The organism is Hafnia alvei (assembly GCF_964063325.1).
Classification (GTDB): Bacteria; Pseudomonadota; Gammaproteobacteria; order Enterobacterales; family Enterobacteriaceae; genus Hafnia; species Hafnia alvei_B.
In genome coordinates this window covers 3,316,304-3,336,194 of sequence record NZ_OZ061315.1, presented here as the reverse complement: position 1 = coordinate 3,336,194, position 19,891 = coordinate 3,316,304, and the positions used below count along the sequence as shown (strand labels likewise).

17 protein-coding genes are annotated in these 19,891 nt (G+C 46.7%); 11 read left to right on the top strand and 6 right to left on the bottom strand.

The window, feature by feature from the left end; all coding sequences use genetic code 11:
- Positions 1–168: 168 nt before the first annotated feature.
- The 3 genes from maeB to AB3Y96_RS15880 all read left to right on the top strand — a co-directional run bounded on the left by maeB (position 169) and on the right by AB3Y96_RS15880 (position 3,918).
- Positions 169–2,448, top strand: coding sequence for an NADP-dependent oxaloacetate-decarboxylating malate dehydrogenase (gene maeB / locus AB3Y96_RS15890; RefSeq protein WP_072310555.1), 2,280 nt, complete (start codon positions 169–171; stop codon positions 2,446–2,448).
- A 24-nt stretch (positions 2,449–2,472) separates the two neighbouring features.
- Positions 2,473–2,985 carry a GNAT family N-acetyltransferase gene (locus AB3Y96_RS15885; RefSeq protein WP_247650361.1) on the top strand — a complete coding sequence of 171 codons (513 nt, stop codon included), beginning with the start codon at positions 2,473–2,475 and terminating at the stop codon, positions 2,983–2,985.
- A 90-nt stretch (positions 2,986–3,075) separates the two neighbouring features.
- Complete coding sequence (locus AB3Y96_RS15880) at positions 3,076–3,918, top strand: ChaN family lipoprotein (protein WP_072310556.1); 843 nt, start codon at positions 3,076–3,078, stop codon at positions 3,916–3,918.
- A 251-nt stretch (positions 3,919–4,169) separates the two neighbouring features.
- Here the strand turns inward: AB3Y96_RS15880 and AB3Y96_RS15875 are convergent, their stop codons facing one another.
- Together AB3Y96_RS15875 and AB3Y96_RS15870 are read right to left on the bottom strand one after the other, a co-directional pair.
- Positions 4,170–5,822, bottom strand: a complete 1,653-nt coding sequence (locus AB3Y96_RS15875) for a methyl-accepting chemotaxis protein (protein WP_367299663.1) — start codon at positions 5,820–5,822, stop codon at positions 4,170–4,172.
- 347 nt (positions 5,823–6,169) lie between these two features.
- Entirely contained in the window at positions 6,170–6,928 is a 759-nt protein-coding gene (locus AB3Y96_RS15870) for an SDR family NAD(P)-dependent oxidoreductase (protein ID WP_367299662.1), read from the bottom strand.
- A gap of 139 nt (positions 6,929–7,067) precedes the next feature.
- Between AB3Y96_RS15870 and AB3Y96_RS15865 the strand changes: the two genes are divergently transcribed.
- Positions 7,068–7,973, top strand: a complete 906-nt coding sequence (locus AB3Y96_RS15865) for a LysR family transcriptional regulator (protein ID WP_367299661.1) — start codon at positions 7,068–7,070, stop codon at positions 7,971–7,973.
- 9 nt (positions 7,974–7,982) lie between these two features.
- Here the strand turns inward: AB3Y96_RS15865 and AB3Y96_RS15860 are convergent, their stop codons facing one another.
- Positions 7,983–8,897 carry a LysR family transcriptional regulator gene (locus AB3Y96_RS15860; RefSeq protein ID WP_072310559.1) on the bottom strand — a complete coding sequence of 305 codons (915 nt, stop codon included), beginning with the start codon at positions 8,895–8,897 and terminating at the stop codon, positions 7,983–7,985.
- Positions 8,898–9,306: 409 nt separating this feature from the next.
- Between AB3Y96_RS15860 and AB3Y96_RS15855 the strand changes: the two genes are divergently transcribed.
- From AB3Y96_RS15855 to eco, 5 genes are all read left to right on the top strand, one after another.
- The gene (locus AB3Y96_RS15855) at positions 9,307–9,948 is read left to right on the top strand and encodes a hydrolase (protein ID WP_025797567.1); all 642 of its coding nucleotides are present in this window, start codon (positions 9,307–9,309) and stop codon (positions 9,946–9,948) included.
- A gap of 71 nt (positions 9,949–10,019) precedes the next feature.
- Entirely contained in the window at positions 10,020–10,562 is a 543-nt protein-coding gene (locus AB3Y96_RS15850; protein ID WP_130998409.1) for an antibiotic biosynthesis monooxygenase, read from the top strand.
- Between the two features lie 27 nt (positions 10,563–10,589).
- Positions 10,590–12,458, top strand: coding sequence for an amidohydrolase (locus AB3Y96_RS15845; RefSeq protein WP_367299660.1), 1,869 nt, complete (start codon positions 10,590–10,592; stop codon positions 12,456–12,458).
- A gap of 179 nt (positions 12,459–12,637) precedes the next feature.
- Positions 12,638–14,230, top strand: coding sequence for an ABC-F family ATPase (locus tag AB3Y96_RS15840; protein ID WP_367299659.1), 1,593 nt, complete (start codon positions 12,638–12,640; stop codon positions 14,228–14,230).
- Between the two features lie 226 nt (positions 14,231–14,456).
- Positions 14,457–14,969: a serine protease inhibitor ecotin gene (eco, locus tag AB3Y96_RS15835; RefSeq protein ID WP_072310562.1), complete on the top strand. Its 513-nt coding sequence runs from the start codon at positions 14,457–14,459 to the stop codon at positions 14,967–14,969.
- Positions 14,970–15,080: 111 nt separating this feature from the next.
- On the opposite strand, the gene AB3Y96_RS15830 is transcribed toward eco, so the two are convergent.
- The 3 genes from AB3Y96_RS15830 to AB3Y96_RS15820 form a co-directional block, all read right to left on the bottom strand.
- Positions 15,081–15,434, bottom strand: a complete 354-nt coding sequence (locus AB3Y96_RS15830) for a helix-turn-helix domain-containing protein (protein WP_072310563.1) — start codon at positions 15,432–15,434, stop codon at positions 15,081–15,083.
- Between the two features lie 347 nt (positions 15,435–15,781).
- Positions 15,782–16,417, bottom strand: coding sequence for a leucine efflux protein LeuE (gene leuE, locus AB3Y96_RS15825; RefSeq protein ID WP_072310564.1), 636 nt, complete (start codon positions 16,415–16,417; stop codon positions 15,782–15,784).
- A gap of 173 nt (positions 16,418–16,590) precedes the next feature.
- Positions 16,591–17,460 carry an SIS domain-containing protein gene (locus tag AB3Y96_RS15820; RefSeq protein WP_247650362.1) on the bottom strand — a complete coding sequence of 290 codons (870 nt, stop codon included), beginning with the start codon at positions 17,458–17,460 and terminating at the stop codon, positions 16,591–16,593.
- A 338-nt stretch (positions 17,461–17,798) separates the two neighbouring features.
- On the opposite strand from AB3Y96_RS15820, the gene AB3Y96_RS15815 reads away from it, so the two are divergent.
- Both AB3Y96_RS15815 and rpiB read left to right on the top strand, forming a co-directional pair.
- Complete coding sequence (locus tag AB3Y96_RS15815) at positions 17,799–19,406, top strand: PTS transporter subunit EIIC (protein ID WP_367299658.1); 1,608 nt, start codon at positions 17,799–17,801, stop codon at positions 19,404–19,406.
- A 39-nt stretch (positions 19,407–19,445) separates the two neighbouring features.
- Positions 19,446–19,889, top strand: coding sequence for a ribose 5-phosphate isomerase B (rpiB, locus tag AB3Y96_RS15810; RefSeq protein ID WP_367300333.1), 444 nt, complete (start codon positions 19,446–19,448; stop codon positions 19,887–19,889).
- The last annotated feature ends 2 nt before the right edge of the window (positions 19,890–19,891 follow it).

The window sequence follows — 19,891 nt, the reverse complement described above, 5'->3', positions numbered from 1 at the left end:
TGATATGTCCTGTTAGCTTCCTAGCTATGAGCAAATTGTTGCGATAAATAACACTTTTTGTTTTGTTGTTTATGGCGTGCTTCATAGATTAAGTTGTTTTGCTCACTATACTGGTGGGGTTTCCTTTGCGTTAAACACCGATGAAATAAAGTAAAAAAGGACCCTACGATGGACGAACAATTAAAACAAAGTGCGCTTGATTTCCACGAGTTCCCAATCCCAGGCAAAATTCAGGTCGTGCCGACCAAACCCCTCGCTACACAACGTGATTTAGCCTTAGCCTACTCTCCGGGCGTGGCAGCACCTTGTTTGGAGATCGCCGCCGATCCGCTCGCTGCCTATAAATACACCGCGCGTGGAAACTTAGTGGCCGTTATCTCTAACGGTACGGCGGTGCTTGGTTTGGGCAACATTGGTGCCTTAGCGGGTAAGCCCGTTATGGAAGGCAAGGGCGTTTTGTTTAAAAAATTTGCGGGTATTGACGTCTTCGATATCGAAGTTGATGAGCTCGATCCTGATAAATTGATCGACGTGGTCGCCGCGCTGGAACCCACTTTTGGTGGGATTAACCTTGAAGATATCAAAGCGCCCGAGTGTTTCTACATTGAGAAGAAACTGCGTGAGCGCATGAAGATCCCCGTCTTCCATGACGATCAGCACGGAACCGCTATCATCTGTACTGCTGCCGTGTTGAACGGTTTACGCGTGGTGAAAAAACAGATTAGCGATGTGCGTCTGGTCGTTTCTGGAGCGGGTGCGTCGGCAATTGCCTGCTTAAATCTGCTGGTGGCATTAGGGCTCAAGCGCGAAAACATCACGGCCTGTGACTCCAAAGGGGTGATCTATCAAGGTCGTGAAGAGAATATGGCCGAAAGCAAACAGGCCTATGCGATCAAAGATAATGGCTGGCGCACGCTTGCGGATGCGATCCCCAATGCGGATATTTTCCTCGGTTGCTCAGGTCCTGGTGTGATGACGCAAGACATGGTGAAAACCATGGCACGCGATCCGCTGATTTTAGCGTTGGCTAACCCTGAGCCAGAAATTTTACCTCCGCTAGCTAAGGCCGTTCGACCTGATGCGATCATCTGTACAGGGCGTTCCGACTTCCCTAATCAGGTTAACAACGTACTGTGTTTCCCGTTCATTTTCCGTGGCGCATTAGACGTTGGCGCCACCACCATTAATGAAGAGATGAAGCTCGCCTGTGTGCATGCGATTGCTGATTTAGCATTGGCGGAGCAGAGCGACGTTGTGGCTTCTGCCTATGGCGATCAGGATCTCTCTTTTGGCCCTGAATACATTATTCCAAAACCGTTCGATCCTCGCCTGATTGTGAAAATCGCCCCAGCCGTCGCGAAAGCCGCGATGGATTCCGGCGTAGCAACGCGGCCCATTGAAGACTTTGATGCTTACATCGAGCATTTGACCGAGTTCGTCTATAAAACCAACCTGTTTATGAAGCCTATTTTCTCTCAGGCAAAAAAAGAGAAAAAACGCGTAGTGCTGGCCGAAGGTGAAGAAGAGCGCGTGTTGCACGCGACCCAAGAGCTGGTCACGCTGGGCATTGCGTCACCGATTCTGGTTGGCCGTCCTGACGTAATCGAAATGCGTTTGAAAAAACTTGGTCTGCACATTGAAGCAGGTAAAGATTTTGAGATCGTGAATAACGAGTCCGATCCGCGCTTCAACGAATACTGGCGTGAATACTACGAGATCATGAAGCGCCGCGGCGTTTCCCAAGAACAGGCACGTCGTGCGGTGATTGGCAACCCAACCCTGATTGCGGCCATCATGCTGCAACGCGGTGAGGCCGACGCTATGATCTGCGGCACTATCGGTAATTATCACGAGCATTATGAAGTGGTACACAACGTATTTGGTTTCCGTGAGGGCGCACACGTGGCGGGTGCCATGAACGCGTTGCTGCTGCCAAGCGGTAATACCTTCATTGCTGATACCTACGTCAACGACGACCCAACCGCTGAACAGCTGGCTGAAATTACCCTCATGGCGGCGGAAACAGTGCGCCGCTTTGGTATTGAGCCGAAAGTTGCGTTGCTATCGCACTCCAGTTTTGGGGCATCAGACTGTCCTGCCGCACGTAAAATGCGTCGTACGCTAGAATTAGTGAATGCCGCAGCGCCTGAGCTTGAGATCGACGGCGAAATGCACGGCGACGCGGCGCTGGTCGAAAGCATCCGTAATGATGTCATGCCAGACAGCCCGCTCAAGGGCGCTGCCAACATTTTAATCATGCCAAATATGGAGGCTGCACGTATCAGCTATAACCTGTTGCGCGTTTCTTCTTCTGAGGGGGTTACCGTTGGGCCGGTATTGATGGGCGTCAGCAAGCCCGTGCATATTTTGACCTCGATAGCCTCTGTGCGCCGCATCGTTAATATGGTGGCGTTATCCGTGGTAGAAGCGCAAACGCAACCGCTGTAAAAGCGGTTATTGTTGGGTTTTCTAATGCCGCCTACGCGTGTGGGCGGCATTTCAATCGCTGAGGGCATTGCTATGTTGATTGCAAAAATTAACGATAACTCACCCTATATCCCACAAATAGCCGCATTGCTGCATTGGGAATGGTCAAGCCTACCGCGTTGGAGTACTCAGGAAGGTATTCAGCAGCGCTTTATCATGCGTAATCAGCCAGACAGTGAAGAGTTCACCTTGGTGGCCTACGTTGAAGACGGTCAGTTGCTGGGCACTGCTAGCGTGATTGTCCATGAATTGGACGATCGCCCCGAGCGTAAATTCTGGCTCGGCGAAGTGTTTACCCCTCCAGAGCACCGTGGCAAAGGCGTTGGCTCTGCACTCACCAGAGCCTGTGTGGCCCTCGCTCAAGAGAAAGGCATTAAGCAGCTATACCTCTATACACCCGATCAGCAGAGCCTGTACCAGAAATTGGGATGGCAAGAAATTGAGAAACGCGAAGTCTCAGGTGAATGGGTTTCTGTGATGAGTCTCAACATCGACTGATTAACCTACCGCTGCCGGTGAATGCTATATGACAATGATTATCATTAAGTTTAAACTAGATTGAAACTTAATGGACTCAAAGGTTATGGCATGAAAAAGATTGGACTACTGGCGGCGGCTTTCCTGCTAAGCGCTTGCGGAATTAGCCAGCACGCCCAGACGATCGGCGCGGTACCGCAAGACAATATCGTCGATCTACACACCGGACAAAAACTCACCCCGCAACAGCTGCTCGCCAAGCTGAGCGTTCAGCCTCGCGTCATCGTTGGCGAAAAGCACGACAATTTACAACATCACCAAATTGAGCAGTGGTTGGTTGAGCAACTTCCGCGTCAGCGCACGCAGGGCAGCGTATTAATGGAAATGATTACGCCGAACCAACAAGAAAAAGTGAACGCGGTGAAAGATCGGTTCAAACAAGGTAAATCGTTGACCGGTCAGCAGATTACAGAACAAACGGCATGGCAGAAAGGGTGGAAGTGGGATCTCTACTCTGGCGTTGCCACCGCTGCGCTACAAGGGCCATATCCGCTGCTGTCAGCGAATCTTGATCGCAGTGAAATCAAAAAATTCTACGAGCACCCACTTCCTGTTACCGGTGCGCTAAGCACTCAGCCTTCTGTGCGAGCAGCCATCACGAAAACGATCGAAGAGTCTCACGGTGGTCAATTGGAGCCTAAACAGGCCGAGGCCATGTTGGCTATTCAGCAGCAACGTGACCGCCGTATGGCAGAAAGCTTGCTTGCCGCGCCAACGCCAGCGCTGCTCATCGTGGGGGGCTATCATGCTAATCGAGCCCTAGGGGTTCCTCTGCACATCGAAGATATTGCGCCGATGACAGAGCTAACGGTGCTGATGCTGGCGGAGAAGGGCGTTAAGGTGGATAAGAGTAACGCAGATTTCGTGTGGTATACGGAGAAAGCTAAGCCATAGTTGTGGTCTGCTGTTTATGGGCTGTTGGTTTCATATTCAGCTCATCTATTGATACTGCGTTACATTGAGACCTTTCTTTGTGAAGGCGTACGGGTTAGAAGGCTGTGTATTCACAATCGTTGCCCCTAACACGCACGCCTGCACCGTATTGATGAAAACCTCGGTACTCTAGGCGTACGGAGCTTTACACCCATGCACGATAGGAAACAGGCGTATGGAATATGATCCTGAACCTAATTTATCTCTGAACCTCAAAAACTATCCCAATTCTCACCATTATCATCGGCAATTGCTTTCAGTTTTGGCGCTGCTACCGTTTGTGGCTGCGTACGGATTTTCTCTGGCGCAGGTGCAGACGTGGAAAGTTTGAAGACGGCGACTGTTTGATTCAAACGATCGGCCTGATCTTCGAGCGCGCTGGCAGCGGAAGCGGATTGTTCAACCAATGCCGCATTCTGCTGGGTGACCTTATCCATTTCATTTACGGCCTGTGCGATCTGGGTGATGCCGCGGCTTTGTTCTTCGGAGGCGCTGGAGATTTCTTGCATGGTTTCGGTGACTTGGCCAATGGCGGTCACTATTTCCGTCATGGCACCACTGACATTTTCAACCAAATCATTGCCCTGATCGACGCGCAAGACAGATGCATCAATTAGGGTCTTAATCTCTTTAGCTGCCTGAGCGCTTCGCTGCGCTAAACTACGCACCTCACCTGCCACCACGGCGAATCCACGGCCTTGTTCGCCAGCACGAGCTGCCTCAACGGCAGCATTCAGCGCCAGGATATTGGTTTGGAAGGCGATCCCATCAATGACGCTGGTGATATCACCAATTTTGCGAGAGCTATCGGCAATATCACTCATGGTGACCACCATTTTACGCGTGATCTCACCGCCGTTAACGGCGCTGTTTGAGGCACGCTTTACCAATGATGTTGCTGCATTTGCACTGTCTGCGTTGTTTTTGACCGTAGCAGAAAGCTGTTCCATGCTGGCTGCGGTTTCTTCAAGCGAACTGGCCTGTTCTTCGGTGCGACTGGAGAGATCGCTGTTACCTGCCGCAATTTCCTGCACGCCGGTGTAAATATTCTGAGTGCCTGCACGCACCGCGCTGACCGTATTCGCCAGCTCATCGCGCATGTGCTTCAATCCCTGCATCAGTTTGCCAATTTCGTTGTTGCCATTGGCATCAATTTCAATCGATAAATCGCCGTGCGCAATGGCGGCTTGATAGTTGATGACCTGATTGATTTTATTCAGCACATATTTTCTTATCCACACCAAAACCGCACCGGTTAGGACAATAAATACAAACATAAAGGAGAGCGAAAGCGGTAGCATTTGGCGGTAGCTGGCCTGAGCCGCGTTGGCCGCCGGGGTAATAATAGAATTGGCCACGTAGGCTGACGTGTCATCCAGTGCAGACATAAAATGCGTGGAGGAACTGTTGTGCATAATAGACTGGAATTTAACCAGATCGTTATTTTCTAAGCTGATAATCAATTGCAGCAGATCGCCGCGCGCTCTTTCATAGAGGGATTTTACATTTTTAGTGCGCTCAATTTCATTTTGATTTGCTTGAGAGAGTTGATAAAACTTCTCCATCTGCTGATCGACTTCGGTCAGGTTTTGGCGTAATTCACCGAGTGATTGACGCGCTTTGGCATCTTCCGGCTGTGTGGCGAGCATCAGCGCGTCTTTGAGCACCTCTTCACGGATCTCGGTAACTGAAGCATAGGCATTATCCATTGCCATGATTTGGTTAAAGCCGGAGGAGATTTGCGTGAGCCGGTCATTGGTGCCCGAGGCATCGAGAATGCTCCAAGAGCCGGAGAAAATTTGAATAATGCAGAATAGGGCTAAGACGCCCATTAATCCCTGAGAGATTTTTAATCGTTCGAACATAGATAGCACAACCTAAAATTTAATCAGATGCAATAGAACAAATAACGTTGTCATTGCCGTGGGAAGTGCTCTTTGTTTTCGGCTGAAATGCTAAAAACTTTAGCTAATAAATAAACCTGATACTTAAAATAGATGATATAAAGCTTTTGTTAACCTAATTGAATCAATTAAAACATAATAATAACATTATGACGTTTTTATATTTTCATCTTTGATGTGTGAATTTAGTAGAAAATGATAAATGAGTTTGTTAATTATTTTATTAGTAGGAATAACTTTATAAAATCAAATTAGCCCACATAAAATGTAGGCTTTGAAAACAAGAAAAAGCTGAAGTAGTCTTAATTCTAAAGGAACATTCCCCCCGAAGCCTCAATGCGCTGGCCATTAATCCAGCCCGCCTCATCAGACAACAGCATGGTTACCGCTTTGCCAATATCTTCAGGTAAGCCAACTCGCCCCAAGGCAGTTTGTGAGGCGATAAAGTCGTTAACTTGCTGGTTATCACGCACCACGCCACCGCCAAAATCTGTCTCGATAGCGCCCGGAGCGAGAATATTTACGCTAATGCCACGCGCCCCAAGCTCTTTCGCTTGATAGCGAGTAAGCACTTCCATTGCACCTTTCATCGCTGCATAGGCTGCAAAACCAGGCAGGACAAATCGGCTTAACCCAGTGGAAATATTAATAATTCGCCCCCCGTCTACCATGATTGGCAGCAGAGTCTGAGTGAGAAAGAATGGTCCTTTAAGCTGTATATTCATGAGTTGATCGAACTGTTCTTCGCTGGTTTCAGCGAAGGGCGCATTGATGCCAATACCTGCATTATTAACCAAGAAATCGAAATCGTTGCGCCCCCATTTTTGTCCTAATACCTGTTCCAACGCGGTGCGAAAGTGGGCAAAGGAACTGGCTTGGCTGACATCTAAAGGCAATGCGGCTGCTTTTGCACCAGCCTGTTCAATCTGCTTCACTACGTCATTAGCTTCATTTTGTTGGCTGCGGTAGGTTACGATCACATCGACCCCTTGCGCTGCAAGATGCAGCGCCATGCTTTTACCTAAGCCACGGCTTGCGCCGGTAATCAGTGCAATTTTACTACCCATGTTGGTAACCTCTAGTGTTGATAAGCACGCGTGTTGGGCACCGCCGATGCAGGCCATATCAGTAAGCATATTGTTTGTTTTAAATGAAATAAACGTGCTAAATATGACAACACTGTTCATAAAACAAGAATAATCAAAGATGGATAAAATCACGGCGATGCAGGTGTTTATCAGCGTAGCCGAACTTTCTAGCTTTAGTCGTACAGCCGATCGGATGGGATTGCCGAAGGGATCGGTGTCAGGGGCGATCCAGCAGCTTGAAAATCATTTTGGCACCCAGCTTCTACATCGTACAACGCGTAAGGTGACGCTGACGCAAGATGGGCAGCGGTGCTATGTAAGATGCCAAGACTTGCTGGCAGAAATCGAAGAGCTTGAGGGTATGTTTCGCACCTCGAACGCACCGCTCTCTGGTCGTCTACGCGTTGATATGCCCAGTGGATTAGCCAAAATTGTGGTACAGCAGGGGTTAGCGGTTTTTTTATCTACTCATCCCAGTCTTGAATTAGAGTTGAGCAGCAGCGACAGACGGGTGGATTTAATTCAAGAAGGTTTTGACTGCGTGGTGAGAGTGGGGACATTGCAAGACTCCGGCCTAATTGCGCGCCCTTTAGGTCAGCTACAGATGGTGAATTGTGCCAGCCCAAGCTACTTAGAAAAGTATGGCTGTCCGCAAACGCCAGCGGATTTGCAGCGCCATCACATGATCCATTACCAAAGCGCTCAAGGTGCTCCCCGCGATAAGTTTACCTACGCTATGCCGCAGGGTGATATTCAGACGGTTGATATGCAAGGTGCGCTAACGGTGAATAGCACTGAATCTTATTCGGCGGCCTGCATTGCGGGCTTAGGTATTATTCAGGTGCCGGTTATTGGTGTGCGAGAGGCTTTGCAAACGGGGGTATTAGTTTCAATCCTTGAACACCTACCGGCCCCCGCTATGCCCGTTTCTTTGCTTTACCCACATCGCCGTAACTTAGCTATGCGGGTACAGGTTTTTATGGATTGGATGTCGGATGTGATCCGTAAACAGTATGTCGAATAATATTAAAGGCTAAGATTTTTCATATTGATACATAAATTTAATCAGCTCGCTTTCGAGTATTTTTTCACGCCACCAACGAGAGGCTACGCCTTCTGAAGCGTTGTTCCATCCTAAATAAGCCAGATCTTTCTGCCTGCTTGAAGTGGTTTGTTTAGCGACTAACGTTCCCGTTTTCAAGTAAGGTTCGACAATATGCCGTGGCATAAATCCGCATCCTAAGCCTGAAACGAGCGCTAGCAATTTATTATGGAAATCATAAACCACCATACGTTCCTGCTCTTGCAAATAGTTAGTGGCTTGCCCGGTGCTGAATCGAGCGGTATCACCGATAACGATTGCGCGGTGGGTGCAGATTAGGCGTGGATCGAGCGGCTCATCCGCGGTGGCCAAGGGATGAGAAGGCGATACAACAAACACGTTCTCTAACATGCCTAACATTTGATATGAGAATTCCGTGGAGGTCGGGGGTTCGTTGATGGCGCCCAAAATAATATCAGCGTCGTTTTGAGTCAGCTGTTCCCATGAGCCGGAAAGAGTATGGTGGGTAAATCTAAGCTGGGTCAGGCAATTGAGCTGATAAAATTCCTCAATCATTGGCAGTAGTAGATGAAAAGGAAATGAGCCATCAAGCGCAATAGTGAGCTCTTTTTCCCAGCCAGATTCGATCTGGACGGCCTGCTTTTCTAACTCACGAGCGGCACTCAGTAAAATCCTGCCTTTTTCTAATACTATTTTGCCCGTATCGGTGAACTTTGCTCTATGGCCCGATCGATCTAATAGTTTGATACTTAGGTCATTCTCAAATTTCTGCACCATATAACTCAGTGCTGCGGGTGTTTTAAAAAGCGACTCGGCTGCTGCAGCAAAACTTCCATGTTTTTCCAGTGCATCAAGAATCAGTAGAACATCCAAATTTACGCGCATCGTAACCTTCTAATTTTAAGAAATAAAATTTACTCATAGTGTACGGTGTTGGTCGTTTTCTTTGTTTAGGAATATCTTTGCTTAAAGATAATATTAGGAAAATTCTTTAATCTGTCATGAATATATAAAATCATTAATATTGCGAACGTTACCAATATATTACTGACAGGTATAGGCGATTATTCTGTTTCCTCATCAAATTAAGATATATCGAAACTTGGCGTGAAGCAATAATCTCTACAATACTGTTAGCGCGGTAATAATAAATAAGAATTTACGCAACATAAAATAACTTAATAAGTCGTTAAAAATTTCCAGCTATCAACTAATTCAATGAATACCTAGCATGTAGCCCGTTCATCACAGGTACGAAAGTATTATTCAACTAAGTAAAAATTAAGGATATTACATGTCAATTCGTGAATTGCTCGATCCAAAGAACTCAACACTGATTTTTATCGACCATCAGCCGCAGATGTCTTTTGGGGTGGCGAATATTGACCGTCAAACCTTGAAGAATAACACCGTTGCATTAGCAAAAGCCGGTAAGATTTTTAATGTTCCGACTATTTACACCTCTGTTGAAACTAAAAGCTTCAGTGGTTATATCTGGCCAGAACTGTTGGCCGTTCATCCTGAGATTGCTCCTATCGAACGTACTTCCATGAATTCATGGGAAGACAAAGCTTTTGTTGCCGCAGTGAAAGCGACCGGTCGCAAAAAATTGGTTATCTCTGCGCTGTGGACCGAAGTGTGTTTGACTTTCCCTGCGCTGATGGCGTTGGAAGAAGGTTTTGAAGTTTACGTGGTGACTGATACCTCAGGCGGTACTTCCGTTGACGCGCATGAACGTTCTATTGACCGCATGGTTCAAGCCGGCGCGGTTCCTGTGACTTGGCAGCAAGTCCTGTTGGAGTACCAGCGTGACTGGGCGCGTAAAGAAACCTATGACGCAGTCATGGATTTAGTGCGTGAACATAGCGGCGCTTACGGTATGGGCGTTGATTACGCTTACACCTTGGTGCACGGTGCACCGCAGCGTAAAGCTTAAACTTTAGATTGCTCTGGGGCGGGGTTTTCCCGCCTCAATCACTTCCGTTTTTCCAATCAGGATGCCCCAGCATGGCAGCAACCAATACAGTAACCTTGGTTATTACACATAATCTGCAACCTAATCAGGCAATAGCTTATGAGGCATGGCTCGCCCGCATCATGCCTGCTGCCCAGCAATTTCCGGGGCATCTTGGTGTACATGTGATTCGGCCAACGGCGGGAAGCGAAGCCTATAACATCGTGATCCGCTTCGATACGCTGGATAATCTTTACGCGTGGACCAACTCCGAACTGCGTAAAAAGTTGGTGGCAGAAATCCAGCCGATCCTCGCGCAAGAAGAACACTATGAAGTTCGTACCGAGCCAGAATTTTGGTTCACGCCAAGCACTCCTACGGTTAAACGCCCGCAAAAATGGAAACAGTTTCTTATTACGCTACTGGTGATCTTTCCTAGTACTAATTTGGTGCCGTGGATAACCGGAATGTTATTGCCTGAGCTTAAAGGTACGTTACTGCTGCATTTTATCAATGACGCCTGCGTCGTTGGGCTGGTGGTGTTTATGTGGATGCCGTTGGTTACACGCATATTTGCTGGCTGGCTGAAGAAATAGTCAACCTAGGTGATAGGAGTACGACTTATGTCTCAAAATGCTTCACTGATACTCACTAACGGTCAGTTTCATACCCTCGATCGAGAAAATCCGCTGGCTGACGCGGTGGCGATCAAAGAGGGTAAAATTCTGGCCGTTGGCACAACCGCCTATGTGATGGGCTTTGCCGGTGAAGGTACACAGCTGGTTGATTTAAAAGGCCATACGGTGATCCCCGGCCTGAATGATTCCCACCTGCACCTGATTCGTGGCGGCCTTAACTACAATCTGGAACTGCGTTGGGAAGGCGTGCCGTCTTTAGCCGATGCATTGCGTATGCTGAAAGATCAGGCGGATAGAACGCCATCGCCACAGTGGGTTCGCGTCGTTGGCGGTTGGACTGAGTTTCAGTTCGCCGAACGCCGGATGCCAACGATTGAAGAATTGAACGAAGCTGCGCCGGATACGCCGGTATTTGTGCTGCATCTTTACGATCGCGCATTGTTAAATCGTGCAGCATTGAAAGCGGTAGGTTACACCAAAGACACGCCAAATCCGGCCGGTGGTGAAATCGTTCGCGATGCTAAAGGCAACCCTACGGGGATGCTGATCGCCAAACCCAATGCCATGATCCTGTATGCAACGCTGGCTAAGGGGCCAAAGCTTCCGCTAGAAATGCAGGTGAACTCGACCCGTCAGTTTATGCGTGAGCTAAACCGTCTGGGTGTAACCAGCGCCATTGATGCAGGCGGTGGTTTCCAAAACTATCCTGAAGATTACGAAATTATTCAGCAGCTGCACGATGAAAAGCAGATGACGGTGCGTATCGCCTATAACCTTTTCACGCAGCGCCCTAAGCAAGAGCTGGAAGATTTCCAGAAATGGACCGACATGCTAACGCCGGGGCAGGGCACCGATTTCTATCGTGCCAACGGTGCCGGTGAAATGTTGGTGTTTTCTGCTGCTGACTTCGAAGATTTTCTCCAGCCGCGCCCTGATTTACCTGAAGGTATGGAAGACGAATTGGAGCGAGTGGTGCGCCATTTGGTGGAAAACCGCTGGCCGTTCCGCCTACACGCCACCTATAACGAATCGATTTCGCGCATGCTTAACGTATTCGAGAAAGTGAATCGTGAAATTCCCTTCAATGGTTTGCATTGGATCTTCGACCACGCTGAAACCATCACCGAGCAAAATATTGAGCGTGTTAAAGCGTTGGGCGGTGGGATTGCGGTTCAACATCGTATGGCGTTCCAAGGCGAATACTATGTTGAGCGTTATGGCAAAGACGCGGTGAAACAGACTCCACCGATCCAAAAAATGTTGGAGATGGGGGTGCCGGTAGGTATGGGAACCGACGCCACGCGCGTTGCCAGCTATAACCCATGGACTGCGCTGTATTGGTTAGTTTCTGGCCGCACGGTTGGCGGTATGGCGATGTACGACGATAACAATCGTCTACCACGCGACGTGGCTTTGGATCTATGGACTGCGGGTAGCGCATGGTTCTCTAACGAACAGGGCAAAAAAGGCCATATCAAAGCAGGACAGTTGGCGGATATGGTTGTGCTGTCACAAGATTTCTTCAGCGTAGCGGAAGAGGCCATTAAAGGTATCGAATCTGTGATGACGATTGTGGATGGCAAAGTGGTGTATGCCGCGGGTGCGTTTACACCGTTGGCACCGCCATCCATTCCAGTAGTACCGGACTGGTCACCGGTGGTTAAGGTTCCGGGTCATTACCGTTCTGCTCCACCTGTTGAGAATAAAGCCGGCGTTTTGGCTCAAATGCATCAGTGCTGCGGTTCTTGCGGTGTGCATGGGCATTCACATGATAAAGCACGTAAATCTGCAATTCCTGTGTCGGATGAGCAGGCATTTTGGGGCGTTTTAGGTTGCTCTTGTTTCTCATTCTGATTTCAGTGAGTTGGCCTATGGCCGTTTGAAAACGATGAGTTGTTTGTTTATGGGCGCTGGATTATTCCAGCGCTTTTTTATTGCCTGTCAAAACAGAATTCCCTTTACTCATAGGGGCGATAAAAACGCCAACTTATGGCATAATGTGCCCAAAATCACATTTCTTAAGAGTACTAGTCTTGTTAATCAGCAATAACATCACGATGCAGTTCGGCAGTAAGCCGTTGTTTGAAAACATTTCTGTCAAATTTGGCGGCGGAAATCGCTATGGTCTTATCGGGGCAAACGGCTGTGGTAAATCCACGCTGATGAAAATCCTCGGCGGCGATTTAGTGCCAAGCGGCGGTAACGTGTTCCTCGATCCGAACGAACGTTTGGGTAAACTGCGTCAGGATCAGTTCGCATTCGAAAACTACACCGTTATCGATACCGTTATCATGGGCCACACCGAACTGTGGGACGTGAAGGCCGAACGCGATCGCATCTATTCACAGCCAGAAATGACGGAAGAAGAAGGCTATAAAGTGGCCGATCTGGAAGTCGTCTATGGCGAGATGGATGGATACAGCGCCGAGTCGCGTGCGGGCGAGTTATTGCTGGGCGTGGGTATCCCCGTTGAGCAACACTATGGCTTGATGAGTGAAATCGCGCCAGGTTGGAAACTGCGTGTTTTGCTAGCGCAGGCGCTGTTTTCAAACCCAGACATTCTGCTGCTCGACGAACCAACCAACAACTTGGACATCGATACTATTCGTTGGCTGGAAACCGTGCTGAACGAACGTAACAGCACCATGATTATCATCTCCCATGACCGTCACTTCCTGAATATGGTGTGCACGCACATGGCTGACTTGGATTACGGCGAGCTGCGCGTTTATCCGGGCAACTACGATGAATACATGACGGCGGCAACGCAGGCACGCGAGCGTTTAATGTCTGATAACGCGAAAAAGAAAGCACAGATTTCTGAGCTGCAGTCGTTTGTTAGCCGCTTTAGTGCGAACGCCTCAAAATCTAAGCAGGCAACTTCACGTGCTCGCCAGATTGATAAAATTAAGCTGGATGAAGTTAAAGCGTCTAGCCGTCAGAACCCGTTCATTCGCTTCGAACAGGATAAAAAACTGTTCCGTAACGCGTTGGAAATTGATGGTTTAAGCAAAGGCTTTGATAATGGCCCGCTGTTCAAAAACCTACGCATGTTGCTGGAAGTGGGCGACAAACTGGCCGTTCTGGGGACTAACGGCGTGGGTAAAACCACGCTGCTGAAAACCTTAGTGGGCGAGCTTGAACCAGATACCGGCTTTGCGAAATGGTCTGAAAACGCCAACATCGGTTACTACGCGCAGGATCATGAAAGCGAATTTGCTGAAGATTTAACCCTGTTTGATTGGATGAGCCAGTGGAAACAGCCAAGCGACGACGAGCAGGTTGTTCGCGGTTATCTTGGACGTTTACTGTTCAGCCAAGACGATATTAAAAAGTCAGTTAAAGTGCTGTCCGGTGGTGAAAAAGGCCGTATGTTGTTTGGTAAGCTGATGATGCAGCGTCCAAATATCTTGGTTATGGATGAACCAACGAACCACATGGATATGGAATCTATCGAAGCGCTAAACATGGCTCTGGAAATGTATGAAGGCACATTGGTCTTCGTTTCCCATGACCGCGAATTTGTTAGCTCTCTGGCGACGCGTATTTTAGAAATTACGCCAACCAAGACAATTGATTTCTCTGGTAACTATGAAGATTATCTGCGCAGCCAAGGCGCTGAATAATTAATCATAAATTACGTTCGCTGAATTAATTAGGCTGTGCCGTTTACGGTGCAGCCTTTTTTATGTCTAAGACATCGCACATTAGTTTATTTAGCGTTTTCTTTTTTAATATAAAAACATGACTATATTGGTAAGATGAATTAATCAGAATTGACCTATAATGTCTTTTGTCACGTTATGCTAACGTAGCGGCATTAATATCATTATCTGTAAGTAGGGACATATTATGAACAAGGTTTCAGCTGTATTGGCTAGCTTATTATTGGCTTCTTCTGCCGGTGCTATTGCGGCTACCGCAGGCGCAAATGACGATCTCAGCAAACAGCCACTGGAAAAGGTTGCGCCTTATCCGCAAGCGGAAAAGGGCATGACCCGTCAGGTCATTTATTTACCGAAGCAGGAAAATGAGAATGACTTCAAAGTTGAGCTGCTGATCGGTAAAACAATGGATGTAGACTGCAACCGCCATATGATGGGCGGCAAACTGGAAAGCAAAACGCTGTCTGGTTGGGGCTATGATTACTTAGTGATGGAAAAAATTTCGGAGCCAGCCTCAACGATGATGGCTTGCCCTGATAACACCAAACATAGCCAGTTTGTTACGGCAAACTTGGGTGATTCCGCCATGCAGCGTTACAACAGCCGTTTGCCAATCGTGGTATATGTACCGCAGGGTGTTGATGTGAAATACCGTGTGTGGCAGGCAGAGACTAAAATTCAAGATTCTGTTAAGAAATAACGCATTATTTAATGATCAATCAATAGTGCCGAGGAGAGAATATTTCTCCTTGGCACTGATATAAATAGGGCTGGTAGCGAATATTTGGCCTTATAGGAATCATCGTACATTTTAATTTTCATGCATTGTGGATGGTGCCTGCCTGAAGACTCCTGGCGAAGTTCCAAAACGTCGCTTGAAGGCGCGGGTAAAGGTTTGCTGGCTTTCAAAACCGTACTGAAGTGTTATATCCATAATTTTCTTATCCGTTCGTTTTAATTCCGCTGCGGCGCGCATCAATCGACGATGGCGAACATAAGACGCCAAGTTATCGCCTGTTACCTCTTTAAATAATCGCTGTAGATACCATTTTGAATATCCCGCCCGCTTGGCAATATCATCAATAACGATACGTTTATCTAAATTCTGCTCTATCCATTCAGACAGTGTTTCTACCAGTTGCTGATGTTGTCCTTTAGTACTCAATCTGGTCACCTTAGTCTGTGGCGTGGCACAAACAAAAAGATAATTTCACGAGTAATTAATACTACTGGACATAAAAATAAAAAGAATAGCTCACGGCTAAGAATAAATATTTTTTTGTAAAGTTATCTCAATAAAAAAATAGTAAATATACATTTGGTAAAAACTTGTGTGGATAATAAACAAGAAAGGAAGAATTATGAAATTTGTAAAGTGAGATATAAATTTTCTTGATTTCTAACAGTTATTAGTGAAAAGCAAACGATGACTTTATAAATTATTTGATATGAGACTCTAACATGCAAAAAAGGCTCCTGAAAAGGAGCCTTTTGCTTCAAGCAGTTTTCGCATTAAGCAGAAGTGGCCAGCTTAGTGGCAAATCCGAGGAACAAAAGACCCACCATAGAATTACCCAGTTTGGCGAGGCGTTTCTTTTCGCTCAGGAAATGGGCCAGCGCAGCGCCGGAAAAGATCAACAGCGTCATGTAGCAGAAGCTAATCATTTCTAAAATGACCGCTAAAATCGCAAAGGAAATGCCGCTATGTGCATAGTTCATATCAATGAACTGTACGAAGAATGACACATAAAACAGAATCGCCTTAGGGTTGGTTAAGCTCAGCGTTAACGCCTTACGAAAAACATGCTCGGGTTCTTCGTGTGTTGAACTCTGGCTTTGGCCTTTTTTAGACAGCGTGCTGTACAGGATTTTCAATCCAAGATAGAGCAGATAGAGCGCGCCGAGCATTTTCACCAGCGAAAATAAAAATGGAGAAGAGCGGATCAGCGACGCGATGCCGATATAGGCGCAAAAGATTAAAACCGCATCACCGATAAAGACCGCTAGCGCGGCTTTATAACCTTCTTTAACGCCGCGTGTAATACCGGTTTTGAGTACAAACAGCGTATTCGGCCCCGGTACCATAATGATGAAAATCGCACCGAGAACGTACGTCCAGATATTGAGTACACCATAGCTCTCAAACACAACAACCTCACCTTTAATTCACGCTATTAATAAGTTGCGAATACAGGGCACATTGGCCCAAAAATCGATGGCGTATTGTACTCTTTTAAAAGGGTTTTGGCAGTATAGTGTGATCTGTATAACATTTAGTCACTGGAAGATAAAATGCGCAGTCTGTAATTTATGGTGAAACATCAGCGAAGTTTTCCATGTAGCGGTTCGACAATCTCAATGCTGCGCTCAAGTGTTTCTTTATTGCGGTGGTAATCCTGTAACAAGATGGCGATAAACAGCGTATCAAGTAGGTTCAGCTGAATAATGCGGGCTACGGCATTTTGCCCCAGTATTGGGCCGCTCATTGCAGGGCTAAAGATCGATAAATCAGATAGTTGCGAAAGAGGTGAAACATTGTCATTGGTGATGCAGATAATGTTCGCTCGACGTTGCTTAGCAATCTCTACGGCATTTAATAGCTCACGCGTATCGCCTGATTGTGAAATCACAATCACAACGTCCTCTTCGGTTAATTGGCATGCCACCATCAGCATCAAGTGAAAATCACTATAGGTATGGCTATGTACCCCTATGCGTAGCAGTTTGTGTTCAAAATCCTCACAGACTGATGAAGAACCGCCTACGCCAAGCAGCACAACGTGTTTGGCCTTATAAATAAGCGCTGCTGCTGCGTTGATCACTTGGGTATCAGCGACTGCCTGAGCTTCTTTTAAGGCTTGAATGCTATTGCTGAACACCTTATCTAACACGGTATTTAGATTATCTTGTTCTGTGATCTCTTCTTCTTTTTCGTAAGGCAAAGAATCAAAGTAGGCGACTAGTGCACGTCTTAACTCTCTAAATCCAGAATAGCCTATCTTTTTAGCCACCTTAACAACTAACGGTTCAGAGACTTCCAAAGCAAGCGATACTTCACGTAAGCTTGTGTTTTTTGTGATGTTACCTTTGGTTATCAGCCATTCTGCAATCCCCCGTTCGGTGGGGTTCAGCAGGGAGAGTGACATTTTTATCTTTGCCCCAATGGCGAGCGAATTCTCGCTATCTTGCATAACATCCATCCTATATCTCCCACTAGATTAAGCGCTTACAAAATCTTATCACAGCCTTTTAGGTATCTATACCTGGAATTTTTACCGGCAAAAAAAACTGGGTAGATAAAACCATACAAAGAAACACAGTACGCAAAATCACAAAAACTCTAAATTTTGTGAAGTTTGTCGAGTACATCACTTGATTTCGTTATTACTTTACAATAATAATATTTTTTGTGAAGTATGCTTAATTAATCCTCACCAGGGGAACGCCTTAGGGCACATGCTTTCATACTAAAAAAAGAAAAATGCAGGGTTGATTTTGGCTTAACGACGATCTAACTCAAGGGAATAATATGAAATCATCATTTTTCGGCGTCATCCAGCGCGTAGGGCGTTCCTTCATGTTGCCTATTGCGCTATTGCCCGTTGCAGGGCTGCTACTCGGTATCGGAGCCTCTTTTACTAATGTGACTACGATAGAATCCTACGGGCTGCAATCCTTACTTGGTGAAGGCACGGTACTTCACGCATTGCTTACAGTAATGAAAAGTGCGGGGAGTGTTGTATTTTCTAATTTGCCAATTTTATTTGCTGCCGGTGTGGCGATGGGAATGGCAAAGAAAGAGAAAGATGTCGCGGCAATATCGGGGGTTATCGGCTTTCTTACCATGCATGCCACGATCAACGCCATGCTTGAGTTGAATGGTTTGCTGAAGCCCGGTGCGATGGTCGACGGGGCGCTTGGCATGAGTGTTGGGATCAACTCGCTACAAATGGGCGTATTCGGCGGTGTCTTGGTTGGGCTTGGCGTTGCGGCGCTACATAATCGTTTTTATAAAATTGAGTTGCCGCCCGTGTTTTCATTCTTCGGCGGTACGCGCTTTATTCCCATCATTACCGCGTTGACCTATGTGATCGTGGGCATGGTGATGTTTTACATCTGGCCGACTATTCAACATGGCATTATGGATTTAGGGGGGTTAGTCAATCGCGCTGGTTATGCCGGAACGTTTATATATGGCTTTATCGAGCGTGCATTAATTCCTTTTGGCTTACATCACGTGTTTTATATGCCGTTTTGGCAAACTGGTTTGGGTGGTACTGCCGTGATCGATGGTGTCACTGTCACGGGGGCGCAGAATATTTTCTTCGCTGAATTGGCAAGCCCAAACACCCAGCACTTCTCTGTTGAAGCGACTCGGTTTATGGCGGGCAAATTCCCGTTCTATCTCTTTGGTATCCCTGGCGCCGCTTTAGCGATTTATCACACGGCAAAACCCGAGAACCGTAAGCTAGTATTAGGACTATTGCTTTCAGCAACGTTGACCGCCGTGCTAACAGGGATCACTGAGCCGATTGAATTCTCGTTCTTGTTTGCTGCGCCGCTGCTGTACGTGTTGCACTGCTTGCTGGCCGGCTTATCATTTATGTTGTGCCACATGTTTAATGTGGGTGTTGGACAGACGTTTTCAGGTAGCCTTATTGATTTCTTCTTATTTGGCGTTATGCAAGGTAATGCCAAAACAAGTTGGATGAATGCAATTCTGATTGGTATCCCTTTATTTCCGGCATATTACTTTAGCTTCCGTTTTCTTATTACTCGCTTTAACTTCAAAACGCCAGGGCGAGAGGAAAGTGGAGAAGAAACTAAGCTTTACACACGAAAAGATGTAGCGGCTGCTAAAGAAAAATCAGCTAAACAGCCGTTGGGAAATACCCATGGCGTATCTGAGTTAATTATTCAAGGTCTAGGCGGAGTGGGCAATATCTCGGATGTAGACTGCTGTGCAACTCGTTTGAGAATTACAGTAAACGATGATTCTTTAGTTTCTGATGTGCTGCTTAAACAATCGGGCGCTCGAGGTGTTATCCGGAAAGGGAAAGGTGTTCAAATTATATATGGTCCACATGTCACATTGATTAAATCAAACTTAGATGAATGCCTACAAGCAGTAATTTAACACATTAATTAATTATAATTTTTTAAAGAATAAAGGGAAATAATGAAAATCGCCATTGGTTGTGATCACGTTGGATTTATTTTAAAACCATCCATAATTTCACATTTGGAAAAGCGTGGAGTCGATATTCTCGATAAAGGTACTCATTCAGAGAGCCGAACTGATTACCCCATTTATGCTGAAGCAGTGGCGAGAACGGTGGCTTCTGGTGAAGCGGATCTCGGTATTCTTATCTGTGGTTCAGGCATTGGTATTTCGATTGCAGCAAATAAAGTTCATGGGATCAGAGCGGTGGTCTGCAGTGAACCATATTCAGCTAAACTTTCACGTCAGCATAATAATACGAATATTTTGGCTTTTGGCTCGCGGGTGATTGGTGCAGAACTTGCCAAAATGATTGTAGATGAATGGTTGAACGCTGAGTTTGAAGGAGAGCGCCATCAAACTCGTGTGAATATGATTACTCAGCTTGAAGGGGAATAATT